Origin of the sequence: Nicoletella semolina (assembly GCF_004345745.1) — a bacterium.
GTDB lineage: Bacteria > Pseudomonadota > Gammaproteobacteria > Enterobacterales > Pasteurellaceae > Nicoletella > Nicoletella semolina.
Window position 1 is genome coordinate 36,394 of sequence record NZ_SLXJ01000002.1, and the last position, 25,868, is coordinate 62,261.

Annotated in this window: 31 protein-coding genes and 2 tRNA genes; 31 read left to right on the plus strand and 2 right to left on the minus strand. The window is 40.0% G+C overall.

All coding sequences use genetic code 11. From position 1 onward, the window contains the following. Positions 1-7: 7 nt before the first annotated feature. The 13 genes from mltC to EV693_RS01535 all read left to right on the plus strand — a co-directional run bounded on the left by mltC (position 8) and on the right by EV693_RS01535 (position 11,118). Complete coding sequence (gene mltC, locus EV693_RS01475) at positions 8-1,099, plus strand: membrane-bound lytic murein transglycosylase MltC (protein ID WP_132500637.1); 1,092 nt, start codon at positions 8-10, stop codon at positions 1,097-1,099. Positions 1,100-1,225: 126 nt separating this feature from the next. After that, positions 1,226-1,301: transfer RNA gene (locus tag EV693_RS01480), tRNA-Phe, on the plus strand. Between the two features lie 7 nt (positions 1,302-1,308). Continuing rightward, positions 1,309-1,384 (plus strand) — tRNA-Asn (locus EV693_RS01485). Positions 1,385-1,469: 85 nt separating this feature from the next. Beyond that, positions 1,470-2,309, plus strand: coding sequence for a ParA family protein (locus EV693_RS01490; protein ID WP_132500638.1), 840 nt, complete (start codon positions 1,470-1,472; stop codon positions 2,307-2,309). Next, positions 2,302-3,678, plus strand: coding sequence for a replicative DNA helicase (gene dnaB, locus EV693_RS01495; protein ID WP_132500639.1), 1,377 nt, complete (start codon positions 2,302-2,304; stop codon positions 3,676-3,678). Before EV693_RS01490 ends, dnaB begins: the two co-directional genes overlap by 8 nt. After that, a complete protein-coding gene (locus EV693_RS01500) occupies positions 3,668-5,374 on the plus strand; it encodes a ParB family protein (RefSeq protein ID WP_132500640.1) in 1,707 nt (568 codons plus the stop codon). Before dnaB ends, EV693_RS01500 begins: the two co-directional genes overlap by 11 nt. 10 nt (positions 5,375-5,384) lie before the next feature. Next, positions 5,385-5,936 (plus strand): DUF2857 domain-containing protein, encoded by a 552-nt coding sequence (locus tag EV693_RS01505; protein WP_065189233.1) that lies wholly within the window; start codon positions 5,385-5,387, stop codon positions 5,934-5,936. Positions 5,937-6,099: 163 nt separating this feature from the next. Further along, entirely contained in the window at positions 6,100-7,326 is a 1,227-nt protein-coding gene (locus EV693_RS01510; protein WP_132500641.1) for an STY4528 family pathogenicity island replication protein, read from the plus strand. Positions 7,327-7,612: 286 nt separating this feature from the next. Beyond that, positions 7,613-8,365 carry a PFL_4669 family integrating conjugative element protein gene (locus EV693_RS01515; protein WP_132500642.1) on the plus strand — a complete coding sequence of 251 codons (753 nt, stop codon included), beginning with the start codon at positions 7,613-7,615 and terminating at the stop codon, positions 8,363-8,365. A gap of 40 nt (positions 8,366-8,405) precedes the next feature. After that, on the plus strand, positions 8,406-8,918 hold the full coding sequence (locus EV693_RS01520) for a DUF3158 family protein (protein WP_110478423.1): 513 nt from the start codon (positions 8,406-8,408) through the stop codon (positions 8,916-8,918). 692 nt (positions 8,919-9,610) lie between these two features. Further along, positions 9,611-10,123, plus strand: coding sequence for a single-stranded DNA-binding protein (ssb, locus tag EV693_RS01525; RefSeq protein WP_132500643.1), 513 nt, complete (start codon positions 9,611-9,613; stop codon positions 10,121-10,123). An 82-nt stretch (positions 10,124-10,205) separates the two neighbouring features. Then, entirely contained in the window at positions 10,206-10,685 is a 480-nt protein-coding gene (locus EV693_RS01530; protein ID WP_132500644.1) for a hypothetical protein, read from the plus strand. Between the two features lie 139 nt (positions 10,686-10,824). Next, entirely contained in the window at positions 10,825-11,118 is a 294-nt protein-coding gene (locus tag EV693_RS01535) for a hypothetical protein (RefSeq protein ID WP_065189242.1), read from the plus strand. Here EV693_RS01535 and EV693_RS01540 read toward each other — a convergent pair. Further along, entirely contained in the window at positions 11,096-11,722 is a 627-nt protein-coding gene (locus EV693_RS01540; RefSeq protein ID WP_132500645.1) for a plasmid fertility inhibition factor family protein, read from the minus strand. The genes EV693_RS01535 and EV693_RS01540 overlap by 23 nt on opposite strands. Positions 11,723-11,853: 131 nt before the next feature. On the opposite strand from EV693_RS01540, the gene EV693_RS01545 reads away from it, so the two are divergent. The 17 genes from EV693_RS01545 to EV693_RS01625 all read left to right on the plus strand — a co-directional run bounded on the left by EV693_RS01545 (position 11,854) and on the right by EV693_RS01625 (position 24,961). After that, on the plus strand, positions 11,854-13,884 hold the full coding sequence (locus EV693_RS01545; protein WP_132500646.1) for a DNA topoisomerase III: 2,031 nt from the start codon (positions 11,854-11,856) through the stop codon (positions 13,882-13,884). A 752-nt stretch (positions 13,885-14,636) separates the two neighbouring features. Next, a complete protein-coding gene (locus tag EV693_RS01550) occupies positions 14,637-15,101 on the plus strand; it encodes an STY4534 family ICE replication protein (protein WP_194743054.1) in 465 nt (154 codons plus the stop codon). Positions 15,102-15,181: 80 nt separating this feature from the next. Beyond that, a complete protein-coding gene (locus EV693_RS01555; protein WP_132500647.1) occupies positions 15,182-15,580 on the plus strand; it encodes a heme utilization protein in 399 nt (132 codons plus the stop codon). A gap of 390 nt (positions 15,581-15,970) precedes the next feature. Next, positions 15,971-16,096 carry a hypothetical protein gene (locus EV693_RS09670; RefSeq protein ID WP_260771284.1) on the plus strand — a complete coding sequence of 42 codons (126 nt, stop codon included), beginning with the start codon at positions 15,971-15,973 and terminating at the stop codon, positions 16,094-16,096. Positions 16,097-16,208: 112 nt separating this feature from the next. Then, complete coding sequence (locus EV693_RS01565; protein ID WP_110478419.1) at positions 16,209-16,856, plus strand: DUF3560 domain-containing protein; 648 nt, start codon at positions 16,209-16,211, stop codon at positions 16,854-16,856. Positions 16,857-16,978: 122 nt separating this feature from the next. Further along, positions 16,979-17,656 carry a hypothetical protein gene (locus tag EV693_RS01570; protein ID WP_132500648.1) on the plus strand — a complete coding sequence of 226 codons (678 nt, stop codon included), beginning with the start codon at positions 16,979-16,981 and terminating at the stop codon, positions 17,654-17,656. A gap of 81 nt (positions 17,657-17,737) precedes the next feature. Beyond that, positions 17,738-18,103: a hypothetical protein gene (locus EV693_RS01575; RefSeq protein WP_132500649.1), complete on the plus strand. Its 366-nt coding sequence runs from the start codon at positions 17,738-17,740 to the stop codon at positions 18,101-18,103. Between the two features lie 164 nt (positions 18,104-18,267). Beyond that, positions 18,268-18,909, plus strand: a complete 642-nt coding sequence (pilL2, locus tag EV693_RS01580; RefSeq protein WP_132500650.1) for a PFGI-1 class ICE element type IV pilus protein PilL2 — start codon at positions 18,268-18,270, stop codon at positions 18,907-18,909. Continuing rightward, a complete protein-coding gene (locus EV693_RS01585; protein WP_132500651.1) occupies positions 18,902-19,657 on the plus strand; it encodes a TIGR03759 family integrating conjugative element protein in 756 nt (251 codons plus the stop codon). The genes pilL2 and EV693_RS01585 overlap by 8 nt, the downstream gene beginning before the upstream one ends. Next, positions 19,636-20,346, plus strand: coding sequence for a lysozyme family protein (locus EV693_RS01590; protein WP_132500652.1), 711 nt, complete (start codon positions 19,636-19,638; stop codon positions 20,344-20,346). Before EV693_RS01585 ends, EV693_RS01590 begins: the two co-directional genes overlap by 22 nt. 9 nt (positions 20,347-20,355) lie before the next feature. Further along, entirely contained in the window at positions 20,356-20,709 is a 354-nt protein-coding gene (locus EV693_RS01595) for a hypothetical protein (RefSeq protein WP_132500653.1), read from the plus strand. 4 nt (positions 20,710-20,713) lie between these two features. Continuing rightward, on the plus strand, positions 20,714-20,962 hold the full coding sequence (locus EV693_RS01600) for a hypothetical protein (RefSeq protein ID WP_132500654.1): 249 nt from the start codon (positions 20,714-20,716) through the stop codon (positions 20,960-20,962). Then, positions 20,963-21,205: a hypothetical protein gene (locus tag EV693_RS01605; protein ID WP_065189253.1), complete on the plus strand. Its 243-nt coding sequence runs from the start codon at positions 20,963-20,965 to the stop codon at positions 21,203-21,205. Beyond that, on the plus strand, positions 21,206-21,715 hold the full coding sequence (locus EV693_RS01610) for an integrating conjugative element protein (protein WP_240763241.1): 510 nt from the start codon (positions 21,206-21,208) through the stop codon (positions 21,713-21,715). After that, complete coding sequence (traD, locus tag EV693_RS01615) at positions 21,715-23,940, plus strand: type IV conjugative transfer system coupling protein TraD (RefSeq protein WP_132500655.1); 2,226 nt, start codon at positions 21,715-21,717, stop codon at positions 23,938-23,940. Before EV693_RS01610 ends, traD begins: the two co-directional genes overlap by 1 nt. Next, the gene (locus EV693_RS01620; protein ID WP_132500656.1) at positions 23,937-24,275 is read left to right on the plus strand and encodes a hemophilus-specific protein; all 339 of its coding nucleotides are present in this window, start codon (positions 23,937-23,939) and stop codon (positions 24,273-24,275) included. The genes traD and EV693_RS01620 overlap by 4 nt, the downstream gene beginning before the upstream one ends. After that, on the plus strand, positions 24,272-24,961 hold the full coding sequence (locus tag EV693_RS01625) for a TIGR03747 family integrating conjugative element membrane protein (protein WP_132500657.1): 690 nt from the start codon (positions 24,272-24,274) through the stop codon (positions 24,959-24,961). The genes EV693_RS01620 and EV693_RS01625 overlap by 4 nt, the downstream gene beginning before the upstream one ends. A gap of 203 nt (positions 24,962-25,164) precedes the next feature. On the opposite strand, the gene EV693_RS01630 is transcribed toward EV693_RS01625, so the two are convergent. After that, complete coding sequence (locus EV693_RS01630; RefSeq protein ID WP_132500658.1) at positions 25,165-25,374, minus strand: hypothetical protein; 210 nt, start codon at positions 25,372-25,374, stop codon at positions 25,165-25,167. Positions 25,375-25,595: 221 nt separating this feature from the next. Between EV693_RS01630 and EV693_RS01635 the strand changes: the two genes are divergently transcribed. Continuing rightward, the gene (locus tag EV693_RS01635) at positions 25,596-25,868 is read left to right on the plus strand and encodes an integrative conjugative element protein, RAQPRD family (protein ID WP_481850131.1); all 273 of its coding nucleotides are present in this window, start codon (positions 25,596-25,598) and stop codon (positions 25,866-25,868) included.

The window sequence follows — 25,868 nt, forward strand, 5'->3', positions numbered from 1 at the left end:
TATTGTGATGAAAAAATTAACTAAATTTTTACCCTTTTTAGTCATTATACCGTTTCTCGCCTCTTGTAGCAGTTCGCCAAAAAAGCAGAAAACGGGACGGATAAAACCCGATTATGGTAAGGATACCAATGGTCTAGATATTTTAACTGGGCAATTTTCTAGAAATATCGATCAAATTTGGGGAGTAAACGAATTATTACTTGCCAGTCGTAAAGATTATGTGAAATATACCGATCGATATTACACTCGTAGTCATATTAGTTTTGAGGAAGGACAAATTACTATTGAGACGCTCGGCGACCAAAACCATTTACGCAACTCCATTATTCATACCTTACTAATGGGGTCAGACGCTTCAGGTATTGATTTATTTGCCTCGGGTGATGTGCCAATCAGTAGTAACCCATTCTTAGAGGGGCAAGTAGAAGATCAATTTGGTCGTCAGATCTCAAATGTAGCTATTGCCAATGATTTTGCCAGTTATTTGCTTCAACATAAGCTAAAAACACGCCGACTTGCTAACGGATACAATGTTACTTATGTAAATATCCCAATGACTGCCAATCACGTTGAGGTGCGAGCAAGACGTTATTTACCTTTAGTAAGAAAAGCCTCAAAGCGTTATGGGATTGATATGAGCCTTATTCTTGGTATTATGGAGGTTGAGTCTTCTTTCAACCCTTATGCCGTGAGCTATGCCAATGCCATTGGATTAATGCAGGTTGTACCTCGTACAGCAGGGCGTGACATTTTTGCTCGTAAAGGTTTGAATGGTGAGCCAAGTAGTGATTATTTACATAATCCAACACAGAATATTGATGCTGGTACATTGTATCTAGCCATTTTGCGAGATGAGTATCTATATGGCATTACAAACCCTGTGAATAAACAGTATGCAATGATTTCTGCTTATAACAGTGGTGCAGGTGCGGTGCTGCGAGTATTTGATCGAGATAAATTAAGTGCGATTAACAGACTAAATAATTTACAATCTGATGCGGTTTATCATATATTGACAACCGTGCACCCCTCAGCACAAGCTCGTAATTATTTACAGAAGGTAACGAAAGCACAACAAAAATATAAAAATGTGAGATGAGTTATCTGTTTTTTAATCAAATCGCATAAAAAGCGATCTGTTAAACATCTTTTTGTAATATTTTATAAAAATATGTTTGACGAAGGCGGTAGAAATCAGCATAATGCCCCCCGAAAACGACGAGTCGCCTCGATAGCTCAGTCGGTAGAGCAGGGGATTGAAAATCCCCGTGTCGGTGGTTCGATTCCGCCTCGAGGCACCATTTCTACTCCTCCTTAGTTCAGTCGGTAGAACGGTGGACTGTTAATCCATATGTCGCTGGTTCAAGTCCAGCAGGAGGAGCCAACTTTGTTGGTTAGTAATGTTACAAAATCCTATCTAATTCCTAGTCGATACTTCATTAACAATAGTTTTGTTAAGAGAGTATCAAATGGAAAACTTAAACTTATCTAAAAAACCATTCATTATTACCATCGCCTCAACCAAAGGCGGTTCAGCAAAAAGTACAAATGCAGCGAATATTGGTGCATTTTGTGCAGATCACGGGTTAAAGACCTTATTAATTGATACCGATACGCAACCGACACTCAGTGCTTATTTTGCCTTAGATTATGTTGCACCAGGTGGTATCCACGAGTTCTTGACCTATCAAGATGTCGATCCCGCCCATATTATTTCAAAAACAACCCTGTCAAATTTAGATTTAATTCAATCCAACGATCCCACAAATAATGTCAGCCAGATGCTACGCAATGCCCCTGATGGGGCAATACGGTTTAGCTTTTTGCTGAAAAAGCTCAAAGGCTATGATGTGATTATTGTGGATACACGCGGAACGCGAGATATTACGGTAGATATGTCCGTACTTGCTGCAGATTTGTTATTTTGTCCTATCTTGCCACATATTTTATCCGCAAAAGAATTTATTCGCGGTACGATTGGAATGTACCAAGAATTGCAGACCTTTGAAGCATTTGGCTTTTCGCTCCCGCCGCTCAAGGCTGTGCCTAACTGTGTCGATCATACCAATGATGTTAAATTTGTGCTTGGTCATCTCAAACAGCTTTTTGAACAAAACTTGAGCGCAGATAAAACCCTCCTTGATTTCCATATTCCCGATAAAGTGGCTTACCGTGAAGCGGCAACCTATTCACTGCCCGTCTATCGACATAGCAAAGCAGAGTATGCCGTAATCCAAGCCCTTTGTATGCATTTATTGCCTCAATTTGCTCTCCAATTTGAGCAAGGGTTAGGAGGGCATAATGCGTAAAACGAAAAAGTTGTCCGCTGAGCTTTATTCGCTTGAGGCAGAACATTCGGTCATTGGTGGGCTATTGATTAATGCAGATTGCTTTGATGATGTGGCGATCATTCTCAATGCTGAAGATTTCTATCTTATACAGCATCGCTGTATTTTTGAAACTATCGCATCACTTGCGAACCAAAATAAAGCCGTCGATATGCTTACGGTGTCGGAATATTGCAAAGAAAAAGGCACCTTGGAAGAAGTTGGTGGTTTCGCTTATTTAGCTGAAATGGCACATAACACGCCATCGGTTGCCAATATTGTGGCTTATGCGGAGCTTGTCAAACAATATAGTCGGCAACGTCAATTTCTAGCCTTGGGGCAGTTTATTTTAACTGAAATGACCGAGCCTAAGAATGCGGAAAATTTGGCAGCACTTGCCGAGCAAATTGAACAGCGATATACGCAAATTTCGTTAAATCAAACCGATAAAAGTGCGGTGAAATTAGCGGACATTTTTTCGCAAATGTTTGACAAGATGGAGCAATCAACCTTAAGTGCTGACCCCGTTACAGGCACACCATTAGGTATTCAACAAATTGATGAGTTGACCACTGGTGGGCAAGCGGGGGAACTGATTATCATCGCTGCTCGCCCTGCGATGGGAAAAACGGCACTTTCTCTCACGGCAACGGCAAGTATTCTGGATAAGATGACAGATCAACCCGTGTTTTATTTCAGTCAGGAAATGCCTGCCGATCAGATTTTGCAACGTTTTATGGCAATGAAATCAAGAGTAAGCCTGCAAAAGATTCGTCGAGCAACAGAACTTGCGGAAGAAGATTGGAGCAAAATTACGGATTCTGCGGGCGATATTAAACAAAACTGGGACAAGCGTTTAATTATTGATGATGAGGGGGCATTAACGATCCCTCGATTACGCAGTAAAGTTCGTCAATATAGCCGACAATATGGCTTGCCTGCAGCGGTATTCATTGATTATCTCCAATTAATGCGAGGCACTGGCAGAGTAGAGAACCGACATCTTGAAATCACGCAAATTTCAGGGGCATTGAAAGCCTTAGCCAAAGAATTAGGGCGTCCTGTTTATGCCCTTTCACAACTCAATCGTAGTTTAGAACAACGCACCAATAAACGCCCTGTCAATGCGGATTTACGCGAATCTGGCTCGTTAGAGCAAGATGCTGATGTGATCCTATTTATCTATCGTGATGAAGTCTATCACCCAGAAAGTGTTGATCGGGGGCTAGCTGAAATCATTATCGGCAAACAACGTAATGGACCATTAGGGAGCGTGAAATGCCGTTTTTATGGTGAGTTTAGTTTATTTGAAAATGAAATGAATTTAGGTGGATATTACGATGAACACTAAGAACAAAAAATTATCAGATGCCGTGGCACGAAATTTAAATGTTGCACCAATGGTGAATACCTCGCCTTCTTATGTGGGGGTGGCTGCGACGCATTACCCAACAACCTCTCAGTACATTACGGTAACTTTAGATAAATTACGCCCTTATGAGCATAACCCACGCAAAACCCGTAATCCTAACTTTGAGATGATCAAAGAATCCATTCGACGTCGCGGACTCGATCATAAGCCCAATATTACCCAACGTCCAGGTGAGCCGTTTTATATCATCGCAGACGGGGGAAATACACGGATTCAAGCCTTAAAAGAGCTATTTAGTGAAACTCAAGATCAACGTTTTTGGGCGATTGAATGCTTGTATAAACCTTGGAAAGGGGAGACTGCGGACAGTGTGGAAGCTGAACTGGATTTGCTGATCGGTCATTTAATTGAAAATGATACCCGTGCAGATTTAACCTTTATTGAGAAAGCCCTAGGGATTCAGCAGGCGAAGGAGTATTACGAGAAAAAATTGGGGCGTTCATTATCCGCTCGAGAGCTTTCAACTGAATTGGAAAATGATGGGTATATTATTCATTATACAATGGTATCTAAAATGGGACGTTGTTTAGAATTCTTATATCCATTTATTCCTGATGTATTATTTAATGGATTAGGCAATAGCCCGATTGATAAACTCTTAGCCATTCGCAATAACGCCCTTGAAGTTTGGCAGCAATACCAATTTGATACAGAAATCACGTTTGAAGCCATTTGGCAAAATAGCCTGTCTCGTTGTAATGATGATTACCCATTCAATGTGAAAACCTTTCAAGATGCGTTAATTAATGAGATGACGGATGCCCTTGAGGGCAAAGTCAGCTATGAAATGCTCTATATGGAAGTGGATCTCGATGAGCGTAAATTCCAAAAATTGGCGAAAAAGCAGCAAGAAATTGATGCCCAAATTCAGCATAGTGAAGAAGATGTAGCGAGATTTCAGCAACAGCAATTGGAAAAATCCCTTTCTGAACCTGTTCAAAACATTGAGATGACCGAATCAGAAAGCACAAATGTCATTACGCCAATCTTTGATGAACGTGCCGAAAATGCAGAAAAAAATGACCGCACTTTTGTAGAAGATGCCAACCACGATAGTTTAGAAACGGAAGCAGTCAATGACATGGTGAATACTGAAACAGTTGATGAGGTTTCTAGTTCTGAACCAACCCAAGATCTCGCCCAGCAATTTGCCCAAAATTACGGTATTACGCCAGGAATGAGCATTCAGACTCAACGTGAGCAGCAAGCCATTGCAAATGGGCTGGAATTTGCTTGTGTAGGTCGTCAACCTGTTGCGGATATTTGGCAAGTGTACCCAAGTCGCCAACATAAAGCAGAAGCCTATTCGCTTGCCTTAGATATTGCCGAGCAGTTTGGGTTAGATGAACTCGTTGAACACGTTGTGAACCAACCTGTCGATTATAGCTTTCAGATGAAAGCCGTCGAAGATTCTTTAAAAGATGATACCCAACGTACCATTTATGAGTTACTCAGTATGTTGCAAACACAGAATCTAGCCTATTCGGAAGCCTGTTTTCTTGATACGGCATTATTGTTAGGTTCAACTGATCGAGAACCTAAAATTGATGATGTTACCTTGGTGAAATTATTTCGACTCATTCGTCTTGTTCGCTATTTGCGGGCTTCAGCTTAAGGGAGGCGTTATGCTTGATAATTTAAATAAAGTGATTTTAGACCACATTGTAAATAATATCCGCGAAGGCAATGTGAATACCTGCCATCACCTTGGCTTTTCAACGGCAGAACTCAGTGAAATCCAACAGCTAAGCATTGATGAAATGTACGATATTGCCCAATCTAAAGTGCCGATTGCGGCGATTAGTATCGATCACAGTGCCTTTTGGAAAATGGTCAAAATGGCACAAGTCAATTCGCAGGAACGAATGATTATTGATCGTGCTTTACTCCTTGGTGCGTCTATCCAGATGTTGAATGCCTACTTTGGTTTGAGTACGACGAAAGTCTCAGCAAGACGCAGTTTATTGGGGATTCGTGAAGAGCCTGGACGAAAAGCCACAGCCACAGATGAGCAAAAGACGCTTTTATGGGAGTTATGGTGTCAACATAAAGGCAGTATCCAGAGTTTAGAATCAATGGAAGGTCTGGAATTATTAATGTTGTTTGCGGAAGAAACGCAAATTAATTTGACTGCGATTTGGCGTGCAGTTGAGCCTTGGTATCGTCATAAAAAATAAAAAAGAGTCCCCCAAGGTGAGTATCAGGCTCTTCTTGGGGGATCGGGATTGCTATATGGAGCATTCCCTTATAAGTGGCTTTGTTAAGAAAGCGAAAGCATTATAACGAAATACAGACCCAAAACAATCGGAATAATTAAATACAGGTTTTGGAGAATTAAATATGACAATTTTTGAGCAAATCACCACATCGCCCAATACAGAGCAGGGGTTACTGTTTTTTGGGAATCAGCACGAAACCGTGCCCACACGGCTACTTTATGATCCTTATTTAACCCCGCGAGCCAAATTTGCTTGGCAGCTTATCAAGCATAAGGCGAGGGAGTTTCAAGGGGGATTATTTCCATCTTACGAGGTGTTGGGAAAACTGCTTTCAGATAAGCCTTACCTGAATGCGAGCCTATCGCGTAAAACCGTCAGCCAAACCTTATTACTGCTACGCCTAACAAGGTGGTTGACCCTTTGTGAAACCGTGCGTAATGAATTAGGGCAAGTAAAAGGGAATGTCTATTTACTGCACGATGAGCCTATTCCCATATTAGATGCAATTCAACTTAACGAAGATTATTTACATTTACTCCATTCAGCCACAAAACATAAAGACGTTGTAGTGAGAGGGGTTGCAACGCATATTGTCGATAATATTCTTTCAGATAAAACCCAATGGCATTATGTTTCGCATATTGATTGGATGCAAGCTCGTTATCAAGATTATTGTTCTCGTCTCGGAAATGAAAAAGAGGCTGATTTTTCTCATTTAAATTTAGATACTGTGCAGCAGAATTTGCTGCGTTCCAATAAGGAACGCAGTCAAAACAGCAGGGAACTCAGTGAAAAAACAATCAATTTACCGAGTTCCATTAAGGAACTCAGTCAAAATGACCTAAGTTCCAATAGGGAACTCTGCCAAGAAAAACAGGCTAAGTCATTGATTTTAGGCTCAGTTCCATTAAGGAACTCAGCAAGTACCTCGTACAAGTATAGTACGGTATTTATAAATAAATACTGTACAGGTACGGTAGAGGAAATTGATTGGACGCTCAACTTAACCCCTTTTGAGAAACGTACTGTAGTTAAAGCAATGGAAGGGCTTGATTTGGGGCTGTGTCAAGCTATTTTGTTTGAAGCGGGTGAACGCCTTGCAAAAGGAACCATCAAGAAACCACAGGGATATTTGCTAAGCCTAGTGAGAAAAGCTCATTTAGGGCAATTTAATCCCTATTTACTTGAACAACACTTAAGCCAATGTCATACGCCTGCGGTGAATCAATCTCAGCCACAAGCGATTGTGCCAGAGCGAGAACAAACGCTATCGTCTGTGCCAACGCTTGAACAACGTCAAGCGAGAGCGGCAATGATACGGAAATTTAAAGCACAGTTGTTGAATTGAGAACAAAAAATAAGCACTGTGTAGGGGCTACACAAAGTACAAAAAATAGCCGCTGTAAAGGGGCTTTACAAAGTACAAAAATTAATCACTGTAGAAGGGTTCTACAAAGTACAAAAAATAATCACTGTAGAAGGGTTCTACAAAGTACAAAAAATAATCACTGTAGAAGGGTTCTACAAAGTACAAAAATTAATCACTGAAAAGGGACTTTTCAAAGTATAAAAATTAATCAGTGAAGCGGGACGCTTCAAAGTACAAAAATTGACCACTAAATAGGAGTATCAATATGACAACCACTGATCTTCAAAATCAACGACCAGGACCACTACGCAGCGCACCTGAAATTACCATCAATACCCATCATGCCTCTAAATTATGGGTGGGGCGTGCAGCTGTACGAAATGAACAAGGCAAAATTACCCGTGCAGGGATCATCAGTATGCCGAACTGCCTGAGTTTATTGAGTCAAATTCAGCGTGCGGCAACGAATGATGATCCTTATGCAGATGACTATTTACTACGGTTTGAAACCAAAGTGCTGGGTTATCGTCAGGAAATGCAGCAATTGGTTGATAAGGTAAATTACCTTTATAGTGAACAAATCCCTGCAGCATTTCATATGGAAAATTCAGTATCAGTAGAGCCCGCACGTTATGCATTGACCTTTAATTCTCAACTTGGCTATCAATTAATTTTCCTTTTTTTGAAATTTGATGAGCTCGCTTGTGCGGTAATGGCCGCATCTCATATTGCCTTAATAACCCGTAGCGAAGCCTCGGATTGGATTGAAGCTGGGGCAAAATTAATTCGTCAGTGTTTTGGCTTGGTTGAAAATTATCGTCATTCAGGGATTACCCGCCGCGATGCAATCGAAAATAATGCACGCTATAAAGCTGCGATAAAACGAATGAAGTATGAATTATCCCCTGAAATTTTATCGGGTGAAAAACGTGCAAATTTTGCTCCAGTCATAAAAAATGCCTCGTCATCTGAGGCTGAACCAGAACAAGATGAGTTTGTTGAGAATGGCTCAGAATAAAAGAACATCATAAGAATGGCACAGTGCTAAGAGGGAAAGAATGAAAAATGAGTTAATTCCAAAAAGTATGTACCGTGATTTAGCGGTGCATACCCCACTTAATTTGGCATTGAAACAGTTTTTTAGTGAGATAGCCAGCATAGAGGATTGCGAACAATTACAGCTCTCGCTTTATCAAGTGAGAGAGCATTTAATCAGTCAACATCAAGATGTTGTCCAGAAACTGAGAAGCAATGAAATTACAAAAGCCTTAGGGTTTCGTTTAATGCAAGATAAAGCCTCTTCTTCAGGGGGCCATTTTTTACGTTGGCGTATCACTATTGGGCAAACTAACCAATCCGCTGAAAAAGGCGGGTTGATTTGGAAAGGATTGGTTGAAGATAGTGCGGTATCTGACGGCATTAAAAAACGTATTGCTCAGATGGAAAAAGAACGTTTAGTGTTAAATATGCAAATGTCGGTATTAAATTCGATGATGCGACAATTATCCGCAACCATTGATAAATTAACCGAAGTTGAAGCCATCATTCAAGGTGAGCTGTCGCCTAATTAAAAAGTTTGTAATGGCTGGATTTTCAAGTTTGTACTCATTGGATTTTCAAAGTTTGTACTCACTGGATACAAAAGGCCTTTTAAAGGTAAGGGGACAAGCCCCTTACCTTAACGAAGAAAAAGCCTTTACCTTTGAACAGCTTGTCGGCTCTGATATATTATACAGAGCTAGCTATGCAATCAATAAAGAACGATTTGAGAGGGAATTGAGATGAAAACTCCAAAAGAAGTAATCAAAATAACTGTTATTACTCTAGTTATTATTCTAGCTATTATATCCCTTAGTTACGCATTATATTTTAGTTATGCCTACTATTTTGACCACGCGTTCCAACCACAAGAAGGGATAGCCAGATTGATTTATATTTTCGATATTTTTATGTTTATGTTCTTATTAGCTGGAACAACGTATTATATTAGACTTTTAATAATGCTTTTATCAGTAATTATTGGTCTATTTAAATGATTTGATGCGGCAATAAAGGATTCGCCAAAGGTAATACTAAGTTTTTCTGACATATTGGATATCCTATTTTTGTTGTAGTAGATAAAAATGGAAATTCAATATACCACATAGAGTCGGTGTGGCTAAATCTTCTCGAAATTCATTTCAATGGAATTTTAATTAAATGATTTTTTCTTAAACTGAATCAAGTTTAATAAGCTAAATATAATTCATTAAGGAGCAAAACAATGGCGGGCGTAAATAAAGTGATTATTGTTGGATACCTCGGTAATGAGCCTGAAGTGCGAACTATGCCAAATGGTGAGGCTGTAGCCAATATTAGTGTCGCAACCAGTGAAAGTTGGATAGATAAGAATACAAGTGAAAAACGTGAATTAACCGAGTGGCATCGTATTGTGTTTTATCGTCGTCAAGCTGAGATTGTGGGAGAATATTTACGCAAAGGCTCGAAAGTTTATGTCGAGGGGCGATTAAGAACCCGTAAATGGCAAGACCAAAATGGGCAAGATCGATACACCACAGAAATCCAAGGCGATGTACTTCAAATGTTAGATAGCCGTCCTGAGCGCTATCAAGCAGGGCAGGCAACGCAAGTTGGAGCGGCACAACAAGGTCGTAATCAATATGCGCAACAGAGTCAGCCTGCCTACCAAACACCACAAACTCAAACTTCAGCATCTCAGCCTGTACCACCGCCTATCCCTGATGATGGCTTTGACGATGATCTGATTCCTTTCTGAGTTGCAATGATGAATATTGAACATTTAATTATTTTGGGGTGGAGTTAAATGCCATTCTGGCTAGCAATTCGGAGTTGATATAATGAAAACATTAAAAATAACGACCGCACTTTTTATATTAGGCATTCTCTCAGGTTGTGCAGAACTTTCTGCGTTCAATCAAAAAGTGGGCGATTGGGCAGGAGAAATTAATCGTACGCTCAATGCAGATAAACAACAATTCTCGGATACCTTAACGTCTAAACGAGATATTGATACCCTGTATGTACGCATTAAGCGTAATGTAGGGTTTGAAACAATGGAAGAAATGTTGAAATGCGATCCTGAATCAAATAAGAACTGTGCCTGGAAGAAAGCTGCAATTGCCGAAGGCGGCTATGTTCATGAAAAAACGCCTGGTGTTTATTATCGAATGGCGGATTCTTTTGGTAAAGAGGGGCGATATTATGCCGCAGTTACCTTAGAAAAAGAGGGCAGAAATACCCTTATTTCTTGGAAAGTGAAAGGCTCCCAAGACTTTGCTAATCAAATCAAAGCAGATATTTTAAAAGCGGTTAAATAGGTTTATTTGCTCAAAAACCTCAGTATTGCCCAATCTTGATGATTGGGCTTTTTTGTTTGATATGTAATAAGAATTAAGAGATGCAATTAATCTCTCTTTATATATGATTGAAAATAAATCATTTTTTAGGTAAATGGGAATGAAACAATCTAATTCTATTGATATTAATTTACTTTTTGATACTCTTTTAGCTGTCAGTGAGTTATCTTTAAAGCTAAATTTTCTTTTGAAAAACGCCCAAGATCCTATAAAAATCACTAAGATAATTAATGTGATGAGCAATCTTACATTAATTAGCTCAGCTTATACGGAGAACGGGATTGATATTGACAGTCTAGCGTTATTCCGTTCGATGATTAATGATTTAGATTATCCAGAGTTAAATAGGTTAAATCATATTATTAATAAAGCTATTGTGGCTCATAAAGATTAATATTAGTTAGCTTTTCAAGCTCTTTGTTTAGCTCTAGTAGCCCATAATATCCTTCTGAATATATACCTGCATATTTTGCAAGTAAAATAGCATCTTCTTCACTGTAAGTATAGACTGGAAACTGCTGTACACCATTGGCAAGCAACCAAATGGTTCGCGTTATTCCATTGATAAAGGAGCAAGCGGTTTTAGTATTTTGAGTATATCCAATTAATTTATTAAACCAAAGAAATTGTTTAACATATACAGGTTCTTGTTCTATATATTGCTCACAGCTTACCTCGGCAAGTGGCACTGGATTTGAGTGACCATAGCTAAATCCTTTTTCTGCATACTGGAATTTATCGTCATTACGCCAATCTGCTTCATTTCCAAAGCTAAGTTTAGGCACTTGTGGAAATTGCATATTTCTCCACATATTTAAAAATTTTGTTGATTTAACAAAAACGATATGCTTTTCATTATCGGGGGCAGGATAAATAGGGTGCTTCATATAGACAAATCTTTGCGTATTTGTCATCAGCTCAAAGACGAGATAATTTTGGAGGTGGTAAGTAGGACGATCAATATAGATATTATGATAGAGAAATTTTTTCAGTTCCATTTTTGATTGCCTCATTCATAGAATATTAATTTGATAAATTCTCTAAATTGATAGTTGAGTTCTTTCTTGTGAATGGATTGTCATTTATGAACAATAAATTGTCAAGAATATCCAGATAATTAGAGGAACTAATGAAATTATTTTTATGTGAAAAACCCAGTCAAGGACGGGATATTGCAAAAGTGCTGGGGGCAACACAAAAAGGGGAAGGTTATTTATCTACTACTGATGGCACAATCGTTGTGACTTGGGCAAGAGGGCATTTAGTTGAACAATTCTCGCCAGAACAATACGATCCTGCCCTTAAAGCGTGGCGATTAGATACCCTCCCGATTATTCCTTCACAATGGCAAGTTTCCCCTAAACCCGATGCAAAAAAAGAATATAAAACCGTGATGACATTGCTGAAAAAAGCACGCACGGTAGTAATTTCAACCGATATTGATCGTGAAGGAGAAACGATCGCCCGTGAGTTATTAGATATTGCGGGCTATCGTGGACATATTCAGCGGCTATGGATCACCGCACTTGATGAAATCAGTGTGCGTAAAGCACTCAGCCAACTTAAAACCAATGAAGAAACCTTGCCACTTTATTATGCTGGGCTTGCCCGTAGTCGGGCAGATTGGTTAATTGGAATGAATTTTAGTCGAATGTTTACCCTTTTGGCACAACAACAAGGCTATCAAGGTCCGCCGCTTTCGGTGGGGCGAGTGCAAAGCCCTACATTGGCTCTCGTAGTGAATCGAGATAAGGAAATCGCGAATTTTGTGCCAAAATCTCATTATGCCCTGCTCGTTCAAGTAAGCGCTGACAATGCGACCTCTTTTTCTGCAACGCTTTTTGTACCAGAGCAATATTGTGATGAAGAGGGACGTTGTTTAGAGATAAAGGTTGTTCAGGAGGCAGAACAACAGATTCGTCAGGCGGGTCAAGTGTGCGTGCAGAATGTAGAAACAAAGCGAGAAAAAGAAAGCCCGCCGTTACTTTTTGCATTAAGTGATTTGCAGGCAGAATGTAATCGCCTCTATGATTTAGGCACGCAACAAGTGCTTGATATTGCCCAATCCCTCTATGAAAAACATAAGGCAACTACCTATCCACGTACGGATTGCGGTTATCTCCCTGAAGCACAATTACTTGAAGTGCCTCAGGTCATCGGTAGCCTAATGCAGTCAGATCCTAAGTTACAACCTTTGCGAACACAGCTTAATTTGAGCCAAAAATCCCGTGCGTGGAATGATAAAAAAATTACCGCTCACCATGGGATTATACCTACTACACAGCCCGTCGATATTAGCAAAATGGACGAGAATGAGTTTAAGGTTTATGACTTAATTCGTCGTCGTTATCTCGCTCAATTTCTACCGCACTTTGAAGTGGATAAAACCCAAATTCGGTTATCTTGTGGCGAACATCAATTCATTGCCAAAGGTCAAGTGATTGTGGTTTCAGGGTGGAAAGCCTTGTTTCGTGCGTCTAAAGAAGAACAGGGAGAGAAACAAGGTTTGCCAATACTGAATAGTGGGCAAATATTGCAAGTGATGAATACAGAAGTTAAATCACTTAAAACCACACCACCTGCACATTATACAGAAGGCACCTTGCTCACGGCAATGGTGAATGTTGCCCGTTTTGTTACCGATGAACGGCTAAAGAAACAATTACGCGAAACGGAGGGGCTGGGGACAGAAGCCACCCGAGCCAGTATTATGAAAACCCTTTATGATCGCGGTTATATCAAGAAAAAAGGGAAATCCATTGTGGCGACAGAGGCTGGTATGATGTTGATTGATAATTTACCGACGGTATTAAAAGATCCTGGTTTAACGGCATTGTGGGAACAAGCCTTAAACCAAATTGCCGAAAACCAAATGAGCTTGCAAGGATTTATGCAAAAGCAAGAACAGTTTATTCGGCATCTTATTCAAACCTGTGGGCATCAAGGTATCAAAATGGGCAAGATAGACATTAAAAAATGCCCGCAATGCGGTAAGGGACTTCGAAAAATGAAAGGGAAAAATGGGGACTTCTGGGGTTGTACGGGCTATCCACAATGCAAATATATTGAATCAAACGCCAAGAAAAAATCCTCTGCCAGAAAAGCAACACCAATTAACCTTTCTCAACAATTTGCAAATTTGCGTCAATCTGTCAAATAAGGTAGTATGGCAGGCAAAAGTAAGCCGTTTTAACATTGTCGGTCATCAATGTTGTGCCGAAATACCCTTAGCACTCTGAAAGAGGGTTCAGTGATATTGGGAGTGTGTGTTTTATCTTTTTATCGACAATCGCGTGATTGCTAAGTCGTCATCGCATTTTATTAAGTGTTATGACGACTTAGCAATACGTTGCTTCTTTATCCCAGCCAGAGCCCACTGGTGAAAAATTGGGTGCCCTTTGTATCGATTGAGATGCCTCCGTTATACTGATTAAAGACCACAATGTAATCAGGTAGATGCGATAGGAAATCAAACATTGTAACGAAGATGGGAAGATTTCAATCATCCATTTATATTGGTCTGTCATTCACACAATTTTTTCAAATTGTTATCTTAAAAAGTAAATAAGCCATAAGTGAATTGTTCATTTATGGCTTATTTACTTTTGGATCAAAATTCTTTTCTATTAATATTTAATTCTTTCTATACGAGAGAGACGATTTTGCGGTTTAATGTGGGTATTAAGTCGCTACGTTGTAGCCCTTAGAAGTTGCCAAACACTTGAAAGAGCAACGGACTAGCCCGCAGTGGTAGTTGTGTTAATACCAGCCGAAATGTCATCAGCATTCTGAAAGATGACGCTGTGAAAACAGGAATGCTGCCTCATCTGTTAACCCTGGCGGGGAACATTTTTCCCGTGTTGGGTAAGGATGTTTCTCCGCTTTTTTTATTTTTACTCTAGGAGAAACATTATGTCTAACTCATCTACACAAAAAAATTTCTTTGACCTTCATACTCAAGGTTTAGGCTACTTGAACAATATCCGTTTAGTGGAGCCGAAAAAAGGAACGCCTTTCTACTCTTGTGATATTGCTGCATTAGTAGGGGAATCATCTCAGCCTGAATACCGTTTTTTCAACTGTAATGTGGTTGGAAAAGATACGGCAAATCTGGTTAAACGTTGTCAAGATGCTGTAAATGCTAACAAAAAAGTCCTGATCGCCTTTGTGATGTCAGACCTTTGGTTTGATACGTTTACCTATCAAAAAGACGGTAAAAATCACAAGAAAGGTGATACAGGCGTGGCATTGAAAGGTCGCTTGATTAACATAAAAATGGTTAAAGTTGATGGTGAACTCAAATACCCTAATCCGACGGAAGCAAAAACAGAACATGTTGAAAATGCCAACGTAGAATTAGCCACACCAAACGCTTAATCATTACACTCAACGGAAAGACTGGCACGCTTGTCAGTCTTTTTCTTTATCCTCATTTTTCTTTTTAGTAGGAGAATACAATGAAACAAGGTATTTATGTTAACGGAAAACCTGTTTTCACTCAGATTGCTCACGGCAATGTGAAAAATATGGTTGTCTCATCACAAACTATTTCAATAGAAAATGGACAAGTGTCAATCCAAGCCCCACAGCTTACCATTGATGGTCAAGTGATTGTGCTTGAAAAAGCACCTGTCTTACACATCGAAGTTTTCGGTAATGTGAATCACATTGATGCTGGCAGTGTCGCCGATATTGCGGTAACAGGTAATGTCGAACGCATTGAAACGGTCAGTGGTGATGTGTCGATACACGGTGATGTGTCTGGTAGTGTAAAAACCGTAAGTGGTGATGTACAAGCACAACGGATACAGGGTGCAGTTAATACGGTTTCAGGTGATATTTATCGCGATGATTAACCGTTGATTGCCTGTTTTAACATTCACTCAACCCCACATAGGGAATGATGTCCCTTGTGGTGTCGTTCCCTTAATTTTATGAAAGGCGGTGAACGATATGTTTACTTTTAAGCGGAACCATCAATTTAACCATCGATGGAATCTCAAAACCCTTCGTCGTATCGGAGAAGATTTGCGTAAGGCGGGGGCGATTACTGGTGTCGGATTTGTTGGATTGGTTTTACCAAATGATAATATTGGATTGAGTGAGTCTTTGTTACTTGCACTATTTGGCATATTATCGTGGGGTATTGGCTTGTACCTAGAGTATGTAGTCGATACAATATCACCGAAATCACGACAGTCTTTCTATAAAAGAAATAGAAAGGCTAATCAACCATAGGAGGCGATATGAATGTATGGCTGATTGCAGCAATGGCAATGATTTTAGTGCCTGCTATCACCTTAGCCGCGTGGGTAACTTGGGATTATCGAGATATTTTGTTTGAAAACAAAAAAGCACGAAAAACCCGTTAACCTTATTCACATTAAATCTACCTATTTTTGAATAGGTCGATTCCAACTTTACCCATAGGGGAATATTTTCCCTTGTGGGCAGATATTCCCCGTTTTATTAGGAGAATATCTTATGTCACTTAACACTTATGCAAAATTTGTCCCAAACGTATTTTTGGCGAAATGTGCTGAACCTCATCAACGAGGCGAAACCATTACACTAACGAGCAAATATGGCAAAGAAACAGAAGTAGAAATCTATAACCTTGTGAAGCAACAAGATGACTTCTATTTTTATTCTTTCGTGCGTTGTGATGGATTAAACCGTCAGACCTATGCACTTAAAAAAGCTGCACATTATCAAACGGTGGCAGACAATGCACAAACGCGTAGCGAACAGTATTGTGAAGCGGCAAATGAAGGACGTGAGTTTTTAAGCCTGGGTGAACCCATTAAAGTGGGACATCATAGTGAAAGACGACATCGTGCTTTAATTGGGCGTAATGCTAAACGTATGGATAAAGCAGTCGAAGAAATGCAAAAAGCCGAGCACTATGAGGACAAAATCCCTTATTGGCTAGAGCGTGCAGAAGTCATTGATTTATCTATGCCAGAAAGTCTTGCGTATTTTCAGTTCGAGTTGGAAAAAGCCAAAGCTAAGCATCAAGAACTAAAAGAAAATCCAGAAAAACGCTTGAGTCGATATTCATTAACTTATGCTAAAAAAACAGTTAATGAATTGGCGAAAAAAGTTGAGCTAGCTCAGCAGCTTTGGGGCTAATTGCATTTATCTTTAACGTTAAAAGTGCAGTGAAAATTGACCGCACTTTATTCACCCATAGGGGGAAACATTCCCTTATGGGGCGTTTCCCTTTCATTTTTTATCAATTAAGGAGAAACACCATGACAACATTAACGGTAAACCAAGTTTTGGAAGCTGCTCAAATTTACGATGAAACCGTAAAAAATATTCAGCAACGATTCATCTATTTAACCTATAAACTCTGCGATCGCGTTAGTGAATTGACGCATCTGTCCTCAGTGAAAAGGTTTTATCATCAATTATCACAATGCCAACGTGAAATTGAAAATGATGAATCAACGAGTATGGATTTTGCCTGTATTCAGGCGTTTGAGCCAGAACATGCTTGTTTTCAAAAAACAATGCAAAACCAAGCCTTTATTCAACAATGTCAACAATTGTTAAATGGCAACCATGCACTTTTAGCCTTTGGGCGTCCATTTGAGCTCAAACCAACGCACTGGGATTTTCAACTAATCTCAGAGCAGGCGTTAGAGGCAATGGAACAAATTAATGCACAAATGTGTAATATCTCTTTTACTTCGCCAGGTAAAACCTATTTGGTTAACAGTTTAGTCATTGAGCTTGAAAGTATTATGCATAAAGCACAATGTGTTATTGATCTTGTGAAACAACGTGGTTTTGCTGAAGTACCACAAAATCCGTGGGAGTTATTACAACAGTGGAAAAAGCAAATCCATTTTTTGTTGAATGATGCACTTGTAATTATTCAGCAGGAAAAAGGACGTGCTATTTTACATACCTTAGCAAATCAATAATTGCAATAATATTCAACCCCAAAGGGAAACATTCCCTTTGGGGGCGTTTCCCTGAATTTTATCTTTTAAGGAGAAACGCGAATGTATTATCAAAAAACCTATAACACGATACCACGGCTTTATATGGGCGGGGTGAGTGAAAATTTAGCAGGTTGGGAAGATATTCTCTTTCATTTTGATGTCAGCATTGAAGATGACGAGGTTTGGGAGATTGCTCGAGGTTGTAAGGAAATTCCTCACCTTGGTAATATTTACCAAAGCCTGGTTATTGGACGGCTCGAAAGTCTCTTCTTTGAGCATATTGGTTTAGAGGAGGACAATGAGCGGGTTAAGGTGTTCACCTTTGTGAATGACTTTGATAGCCATTTTTGCATTGATGGTGAAGCGATTAACACGCTTGATGCGTTTATGGCAAAAGTGGAAGAAATTAAGTCCACATTGCACTGATATCAACGTATCGTTGATATTTATTTTACTTATTCCTAAGCCCATTTATTTTTTAATAAATGGGTTTTTTATTTATGTTCTGTAAATAATAAATCATTCCACTTCTGCCTTATCTTCTCCATAGTAAAGCCACAATTTATCAATTTATGCCTTGGAGAAGAATAATGAAAAAATCCGCTTTTTCACTTTTAATCGTAGGGTGTGTGAGTGCGACAATAATCGGCTGTGTTCAACGCCCACAACAAGATTTGTCTGCTACCGTTGAAACGCAGCCCTTGCCTGTTACAGAAGTCGTTATTGAACAGAATGCCTTTCAACCTTCAGCGAAGTTTGAGCAAGTTATTGTGCCAGATATTTATCAAGGCTTAGATGAATCGAAAACCCAAATCATCCGTCAAGGTCGTTATACCCTGGTGAACACCTCACCTGAAGAAGGACAAAAGTATTTATTAGAGCAAATGGTTACGGTAAATATGAAGCCAAAACGAAAAGGGGGGAGCATAACAACTGTTGAGCAAGGATTAAAAACAACGCTATCGGGGACAGGGTTACGTCTTTGTCTTGGTTCTTCACTAAATCAAACTACCGCACTTTTTTCTCTGCCACTACCTAAAATTCATCAGCAATTTGGTCCGATTAAACTTCGTGAAGCCCTCCAAATGCTGGCAGGGCCTGCCTATTATGTTACGTTAAATGATATTACGCGTACCGTCTGTTTCAAACCGCGTGAAACGCCGATTAATATTGAACAAAAACGTATAGAAATTATTTTAACCACAACCGAAACCGAGGTGATCAATGAATAAGGTTGCCCCGTGGGTTGGTTTATCGCTGTTAGGGTTGTTCGTTTCATTGAATGGGAATGCTGATACTTTAAGCCGTAACTCGCCTTTACTTTCAGCAACGTCAAATCAGACGACAACGCTTGAAAAACAGTTGGATACAAACACGCTGACTCAATCAGCACTACAACAAAACGCCCAAGAATGGGGATTAACGACGGAAGAATGGCTACGTTACCTTCAATTAAAAAAAGGTGAACGTGGAGTATGGTCGCCGAATCTTGATCCATTAACTACGTTGGGCATTGAGGCGAAAACGGAGGCAGACCGCAATCGGTATGCCGAAATGTTGGTGCGCAAGATGTATGAACGGATTGAGCGAGAGCTAGCCTTCCAGCGAGCTTACGATAAAGCCTTTGCCAAGCTTTATCCGAATGAATTACCTTTTGAGGTTGAACCTCATATTTCTCAATCCGCTGGACGGGTGATTTATTTTACTCGTTTAGATAATTGTGCCAAATGTGAGATTGATGTGAGCCGTATTCTTTCTCATGTAGGCAATAGTACCCCTGTTGATATTTATGTTGTTGGCAGCAATGATAAGGCGATTCGTGAGTGGGCGAAGAAGCATCAAATTGATCCAATTAAAGTACAAAAACGTTTAATTACCTTAAACCACGATAAAGGGTATTGGCTGCAGTATGGGAAAGGCAAAATACCTGCTGCGTTTCAAATTCAACAGGACGGACAATGGCAATCACTCGTTTATTAGTGGGTATTTTTCTATTGAGTACCTGTACGGTTTCAGCACAGGCGTTTAGTTTTGGTCGAGATATAGATCAAGATATTCATAATGCAGCACGATACTATCAAGTGAGCGAGGAGATGTTAAGAGGTTTGGTGAAGATGGAAGATGGTTGGTATGGAAAACGCTCTCCTACAGGTGCATTAGGCGTTGGGCAGTTTACGCAAAAAACATGGAATTGGTTAGCGCAGACAGCGCGAGGGAAAGCGCTTGGCATGAGATTAATTACATCCTCAAATCGAGGTACCGCATCCGATCCTCGCCGTCATCATCGCACTAATACCTATGCCACGGCACTATTGGTCCGTTGGCATCTGGAACAATTTGCACAACGAGGCATAAAGCCTACTGATGAGCATCTTTATCTTGCTCATAACATTGGTTTAGAAGGGTTACATCGCGCTTTATTAGGACGTGCGAATAACGAAGATATCCGCAATATGCGTCGTAATGGAATGCGTAAGGGAATGTCAGTGACACAATTTTTGGTTTATCAAGGCCAGCGTTATCGAGTGCATAAACAAATTGCCAATAACCAAATCCATTTAAACGAACAGAATTATGCTTGGGTTGTGTCTAAAAGTGCGGTGCAAAATCAAGATATTTTTTGGGTTGAACCACAAAGTACACCGCTTGTTTGGGTTGAGCCAAAATAGGAGAAAAATATGATGAAATATATTATTGATGCTGTGAGGGCAGATATTCAAGGATATTTATTTAATTGGCGATTAACGCCTTATGTAAGCACATTTTTTGCAATTTGTATATTCCTGAAATGTATTTTGGTCATTGCTTTTAATACATTAGCATTTGCCTTTATTTTATTATGTGGACGACTTATTCAGAGCTTGCCAATTACCATTGATTCATCAAATGACTTAGAGGCCATAATAATGGATATATTGGCTGAGAGTTTTTATTTATGTTTATCCATCACAATATTTATGTATGTATTTAGATTTTTTAAATACATTATCAACATAGAAGAAAAATGGCGAGATTTGAAAAATGATGAATAAAAGAATGACTGCCATTATCAAATTTATTTTCAGCGTTGGGGTTTGTTTTCTTGTCGTTTATGGTTGTGTATGGCTGTATTTTTTCTCACCCGCTCATTTTGAGACAACGATAGCCCAATTAGCCAGATTGCAAGGTTATCCTTTAGCCTATCAAGCCTTATTTAATCAGATTTATCAAATTGCATTACTCATTGGTGTGCATTTTGCAATAGTCGTTTATGCCATCCGTTTTCTTTATATAAGGAGAAAATAAATGAAACGCTTTATTTCATTCATTTTGGTCTCTATAAACTTCCTTTTAATAACAGGGAGTTGTGTATTGGGTTTTTATGGTTATTTTTTCTACTCACAGGAAACAAGAGAGCAGCTGGCTAATATCTTGTTAGCTCTTAATACTCTCCTTGAGCTACTTGAGCTATTTGTTCCTTCAGTCTATATAGGCTCAATATTAGGTTTAATAGGTGGCGTGATTTATTTCTTTCATGGGAGAAGATAAATGACCCGATTAAGTTTAGTCTTTTGGGGAATGATGCTTTTAGGCGTAAGTCCTGTTTCGGCAGAACTGCCCGTCATTGCCGATTTAGGGGGTGAAAGTGCGGTGCGTTTTTATGAAGGAATTCAGCCTGAGGCGGATGAAAATACCGCCCATTTCCCGAATGCAATCCCTGATACCATTAGTGAGGCCGATATGCTCCCTGTGGTTTCCCATCGTTTAACCCCTGGCAAAGTTAATCCAATAGCCCTTGACTTGACAGGAATGTCGCCACTGTTTTTAGTCGGCGTCGATAACTTATCTCGTCAATGGCTTAAACAACATTATGACGTATTATTAGCCAATCAAGCAGTGGGATTAGTGGTGAATGTGGCAACCCTTGAGGAATTGACCGCACTACGCGAGCTTGCCCCAAATTTGCCATTATTACCAACCAGTGCGGACGATTTAAGCCGCCGTTTGAAGCTGAATCATTATCCTGCACTGATCACTGAAACAGGAGTATCACAATAATGGCATCGAAGTATTTATTAGAAGGGCTACTGCGTCCCCCTGTGGAATTTTATCCCGCTGCGGCTCATGCTGCTTGTGCCTATATTTGTGCGGTAGCACCTTGGTCTCTTGCCTTAAATCCGATGATTGGCTATGGGCTTGCCGCAGGCTTTGGCGGGATCAGTTATTTTCGCTTTCGACAAGGGTGGCGTATTGTGCGTTACCATCGGAATTTAAAGCGATTGCCTTATTATGCGTTAACCAGTCGTCAAATTCCTGTTAGCCAGAAATTTTTATTTCTGGGGCGCGGGTTTGAATGGCAACCTGAACATACTCAGCGATTGTATGATTGCTTTTCAGCAGAGGGAAAAAAATACCTTCGCCCATCTAAACTCTTTCTGCGTGCTAGAGAATATGAAAAACATCACGATAATGTGATCACCAAGTTCACCACCTCAGATTCTCCTTTTAATCCCGTCAGACCCTTACCGCCTGTTGAGGGGATCCCCGCAATTCACGGGATTGAAGTCAATGAAATTGATGTGATGCAGCCGTTAAATTCACGCGGTGGGCATACAGCAGTTTTTGGCACGACGGGGGTAGGGAAAACCCGTTTTGCTGAGGTCCTTGTTACGCAAGATATTCATCGAGGAAAAACGCAAGCCGAGCGTGAAGTGGTTGTCTTTTTTGATCCCAAAGGCGATCCCGATATGTTAAAACGGATGTATGCCGAAGCGAAACGGGCTGGGCGTGATAAGGAATTTTATATGTTCCATTTGGGCTATCCTGAACGTTCAGCACGCTATAACCCGATTGGACGCTTTGGGCGTGTTTCAGAGGTTGCAGGGCGGATTTCAGGGCAGTTAAGTGGGGCGGGCAATTCTGCCGCCTTTAAAGAATTTGCTTGGCGTTTTGTCAATATTGTGGCAAGAGCCTTGGTTGAAATGGGGGAGCGTCCAAATTATTCGCAAATCTCTCGTTTTGTACAAAATATTGATTCTCTGTTTCTTAATTATGCGAAAACCTATTTTGATACCCGTGATCCTGCACTTTGGCCACAGCTATTAAGCATTGCCGCAGGCGTTGATGTAAAAAATTTATCCTTTGGTATGAAAGACCGCCCACTGATTTGGGTGATCAATCAATATATTTTGGAAAATAAAATCTTCGATCCTGTGCTTGAAGGATTGGCGACGGCGGTACGTTATGATAAAACCTATTTTGATAAAATTGTGGCGTCATTATTACCGCTCTTGGAAAAATTGACCACGGGGAAAATCGAAGAGTTATTATCGCCAGACTATACGGATGTGAATGATGAACGACCAATTTTTGATTGGGAAGAGGTGATCCGTAAACGGGGCATTGTGTATGTTGGGCTTGATGCACTTTCTGATGCCACGGTTGCAGCGGCGGTAGGTAATAGTATGTTTGCCGATCTCGTTTCAATGGCTGGACATATTTATAAGCACGGTGTAAATGAAGGATTACCTGAGGCATTTGGCGGTCCAAATAAACCTGTAAAAATCAATTTACATTGCGATGAGTTTAATGAGCTAATGGGTGACGAATTTATCCCCCTTATCAATAAAGGACGTGGGGCAGGAATGCAAGTGACTGCCTATACCCAAACCATTGCTGATATTGAAGCCCGTTTAGGCAATCGTGCCAAAGCAGAGCAAACTATTGGGAACTTTAATACCTTGATTATGTTTCGGGTTAAATCGCCTGCAACCGCAAAATTGCTTACCGATCAACTGCATCGGGTGACGATTTTACAGAGTATGGTTACCTCAAGTGTGACCGACTCAAGTAATCCTGATGATGACAAAGCCTTTACCTCCAATACAGGAGAGCGGATTTCACAAAAAGAAGTGCCGTTATTAGATGTGGCAAATGTCACTAACCTCCCTAAAGGACAGGCATTTATTCTGATGAACGGGAGTACGTTATATAAAGTGCGAATGCCGTTGCCTGCCATTGATAAAAACGATGTAATTCCAGCCTCAATGCAGGAACTATTGGAGAAAATGCAAAAGCATTACCATGTGGCGACAAATTGGTGGGAGCCTGCGTTTAAGGAATATACCCCTTCAAAAGATATTGCGAGTTCATTTGAAGAGATGATTGCAGAAGAACGCATTGCCAAGGTAGAGGTGGATTGGGGGAGCGATATTGATATGCCCGAAGAGGAAAGTGATGCCATTAGTCAAGTGGATACCGATGATGATATAGGAGAAGAATGATGTTTGAAAATGAAACCAATGTGCTTGATTTACCGAATCAATATATTAATTTTGAAGCGAATTTTGCGGTGTCAAGTGGGCTACCAAATGCCGAAGCGTTGCTTTTTTATCTCGAGCCCTATTTAAATAAATGGGTCGAAAGCCAAGATTCCGTACATCAATTTGCCACAAAGTATGCCGATGAGGGCATCTCACTGTGGACAGCCAGTGATGTTCCTTTACGCGAAGAAGATATTGCAAAACAACGAACCTGCTTTTATTTAGTGTCAACGAAAAATGAGCAAGGTTACGTCCTTATTCACTGTCAGTTATCGTATAAGGAAGCACTTCAGTGAGTGAACAAACCTCAAGTTCAAGCAAGAAAAAGGGGCCTTGTCATACAGTTTCAGCCTTATTGGCTGCATTGTTTATCTCCCTATTATTAAGCATTCTCTTTGAATGGTTAGGGATTGCCTTTATTTGGCCTGAACAAGGTCATCTGCATAGCCAAGCGATGATGATTCAGGAATTAGGCTGGATTTCAGAAAGTGCAACACGCAGCCTCTTTAGTTATTCACCCAGTGAACTTGCCAATACGCTCACCTTAACTGTGCACGATTGGCTGTTTGTGAAAACAGGGTTTCAATCTTGGTTACAGTCGCCCAACAAACACAGTGATTGGGAATACCTGATTTACCATTATACGCGAGCCTATTTAGAGTCCATTATTTATGTGTCGATTACCTTTGTTGTGCGGTTGATTGTGATTATTTTTACCAGCCCGTTGTTTTTATTAGCTGCCTTTGCGGGCTTTACGGAGGGGTTAATGATGCGTGATTTGCGTAAATTTGGCTCAGGACGAGAATCAAGTTTTTTGTATCACCATGCAAGACGCTACATTAAGCCTGTGATGATAGGTTCTTGGGTACTTTATTTGTCCATTCCTGTTTCTGTTTACCCGAATATTATTTTAATTCCAGCCGCCTTTTTATTTGGTTTATCCATTTGTATTACGGCAGCGAGCTTTAAAAAATATTTATAACCTCGCACTGCATAGAATGAAGTTTGAAGGAAATAGCCAAGATTTCCTTCAAAATGTATGAATATGTTTGTAGGGATTACGCATCTCTTTCGAGAGACTCGTCAATACCTTTGGAGCGGTGTTTATTTTATGTTAGGAGGAGGTATGTTGGCGTTAGGATTGCATTTTCTGTCCCCGTTTTGAAATATACTCACTGTTGAATTTTAGCGAAACGGTGTTTCCTTGATAGATGAGTTCGTTAAATCAGAAAGTTCGGTTTCATATTGTGAGAGAATATCATTTAGTATTTTCTGTGAACTTGCTCTCGTAACCCCTGTTTTGATTTTCTGTATCTCAGTTTCTAGCCAAGCTATACGAAAGTGACGGGATTTATTAACGAGGTGAAATTCATCTAAAAAAACAATCTTGTTCATAAATGCACATACCCATTATTCTATTCTTATATGATGTAATAATAACATAACAATAACCTATATATCTTTAATTTTTTTCCTAAAAACTCTCTCAATTCTGAATAGAATTTCTCATTAAATTCCCATTGTGTTTTTGGCAACCTTAACCCGAGTCAATTTAAGTTAAGGAGTTGTCGATGAATACGTTAGGAAAAAAGGTTTTACTCACCGTCTCTGTGTCTATGATGGTATTGACTGTACAGGCTTCCGAAAATGCCCAGTTAGCTCAGGCTATCAAGCAACTTGAAGCCGCTCAGCATTCGCTTACGCGTGCGGAGGTTCTGGCTCAGACCTCGGAGAAAAACCGTGAATATTTTGATTATCAAGCTGCACGTCGAGATATTAATGCGATTAAAAGTGGCATTAATCAATATATCAATCCAACACGTGCCATTCCTCGCGATCCCAACGCCTCTCGTCGCTTGCAAGAAGATTACACCAAATTAAGACATTAA

Excerpts from the sequence above, each read along its gene's own strand:
- EV693_RS01595 (WP_132500653.1), top strand. The coding sequence starts at position 20,356 with ATGATGAAATATATTATTGATGCTGTGAGGGCAGATATTCAAGGATAT.
- EV693_RS01545 (WP_132500646.1), top strand. The coding sequence starts at position 11,854 with ATGAAATTATTTTTATGTGAAAAACCCAGTCAAGGACGGGATATTGCA.
- EV693_RS01620 (WP_132500656.1), top strand. The coding sequence starts at position 23,937 with ATGATGTTTGAAAATGAAACCAATGTGCTTGATTTACCGAATCAATAT.
- mltC (WP_132500637.1), top strand. The coding sequence starts at position 8 with ATGAAAAAATTAACTAAATTTTTACCCTTTTTAGTCATTATACCGTTT.
- EV693_RS01630 (WP_132500658.1), bottom strand. The coding sequence starts at position 25,374 with ATGAACAAGATTGTTTTTTTAGATGAATTTCACCTCGTTAATAAATCC.
- EV693_RS01490 (WP_132500638.1), top strand. The coding sequence starts at position 1,470 with ATGGAAAACTTAAACTTATCTAAAAAACCATTCATTATTACCATCGCC.
- EV693_RS01530 (WP_132500644.1), top strand. The coding sequence starts at position 10,206 with ATGAAAACATTAAAAATAACGACCGCACTTTTTATATTAGGCATTCTC.
- EV693_RS01590 (WP_132500652.1), top strand. The coding sequence starts at position 19,636 with ATGGCAATCACTCGTTTATTAGTGGGTATTTTTCTATTGAGTACCTGT.
- EV693_RS01540 (WP_132500645.1), bottom strand. The coding sequence starts at position 11,722 with ATGGAACTGAAAAAATTTCTCTATCATAATATCTATATTGATCGTCCT.
- dnaB (WP_132500639.1), top strand. The coding sequence starts at position 2,302 with ATGCGTAAAACGAAAAAGTTGTCCGCTGAGCTTTATTCGCTTGAGGCA.
- EV693_RS01500 (WP_132500640.1), top strand. The coding sequence starts at position 3,668 with ATGAACACTAAGAACAAAAAATTATCAGATGCCGTGGCACGAAATTTA.
- EV693_RS01510 (WP_132500641.1), top strand. The coding sequence starts at position 6,100 with ATGACAATTTTTGAGCAAATCACCACATCGCCCAATACAGAGCAGGGG.
- EV693_RS01635 (WP_481850131.1), top strand. The coding sequence starts at position 25,596 with ATGATGGTATTGACTGTACAGGCTTCCGAAAATGCCCAGTTAGCTCAG.
- EV693_RS01555 (WP_132500647.1), top strand. The coding sequence starts at position 15,182 with ATGAAACAAGGTATTTATGTTAACGGAAAACCTGTTTTCACTCAGATT.
- EV693_RS01570 (WP_132500648.1), top strand. The coding sequence starts at position 16,979 with ATGACAACATTAACGGTAAACCAAGTTTTGGAAGCTGCTCAAATTTAC.
- EV693_RS01605 (WP_065189253.1), top strand. The coding sequence starts at position 20,963 with ATGAAACGCTTTATTTCATTCATTTTGGTCTCTATAAACTTCCTTTTA.
- ssb (WP_132500643.1), top strand. The coding sequence starts at position 9,611 with ATGGCGGGCGTAAATAAAGTGATTATTGTTGGATACCTCGGTAATGAG.
- pilL2 (WP_132500650.1), top strand. The coding sequence starts at position 18,268 with ATGAAAAAATCCGCTTTTTCACTTTTAATCGTAGGGTGTGTGAGTGCG.
- EV693_RS09670 (WP_260771284.1), top strand. The coding sequence starts at position 15,971 with ATGAATGTATGGCTGATTGCAGCAATGGCAATGATTTTAGTGCCTGCT.
- EV693_RS01610 (WP_240763241.1), top strand. The coding sequence starts at position 21,206 with ATGACCCGATTAAGTTTAGTCTTTTGGGGAATGATGCTTTTAGGCGTA.
- EV693_RS01535 (WP_065189242.1), top strand. The coding sequence starts at position 10,825 with ATGAAACAATCTAATTCTATTGATATTAATTTACTTTTTGATACTCTT.
- EV693_RS01565 (WP_110478419.1), top strand. The coding sequence starts at position 16,209 with ATGTCACTTAACACTTATGCAAAATTTGTCCCAAACGTATTTTTGGCG.
- traD (WP_132500655.1), top strand. The coding sequence starts at position 21,715 with ATGGCATCGAAGTATTTATTAGAAGGGCTACTGCGTCCCCCTGTGGAA.
- EV693_RS01550 (WP_194743054.1), top strand. The coding sequence starts at position 14,637 with ATGTCTAACTCATCTACACAAAAAAATTTCTTTGACCTTCATACTCAA.
- EV693_RS01515 (WP_132500642.1), top strand. The coding sequence starts at position 7,613 with ATGACAACCACTGATCTTCAAAATCAACGACCAGGACCACTACGCAGC.
- EV693_RS01600 (WP_132500654.1), top strand. The coding sequence starts at position 20,714 with ATGACTGCCATTATCAAATTTATTTTCAGCGTTGGGGTTTGTTTTCTT.
- EV693_RS01585 (WP_132500651.1), top strand. The coding sequence starts at position 18,902 with ATGAATAAGGTTGCCCCGTGGGTTGGTTTATCGCTGTTAGGGTTGTTC.
- EV693_RS01520 (WP_110478423.1), top strand. The coding sequence starts at position 8,406 with ATGAAAAATGAGTTAATTCCAAAAAGTATGTACCGTGATTTAGCGGTG.
- EV693_RS01505 (WP_065189233.1), top strand. The coding sequence starts at position 5,385 with ATGCTTGATAATTTAAATAAAGTGATTTTAGACCACATTGTAAATAAT.
- EV693_RS01575 (WP_132500649.1), top strand. The coding sequence starts at position 17,738 with ATGTATTATCAAAAAACCTATAACACGATACCACGGCTTTATATGGGC.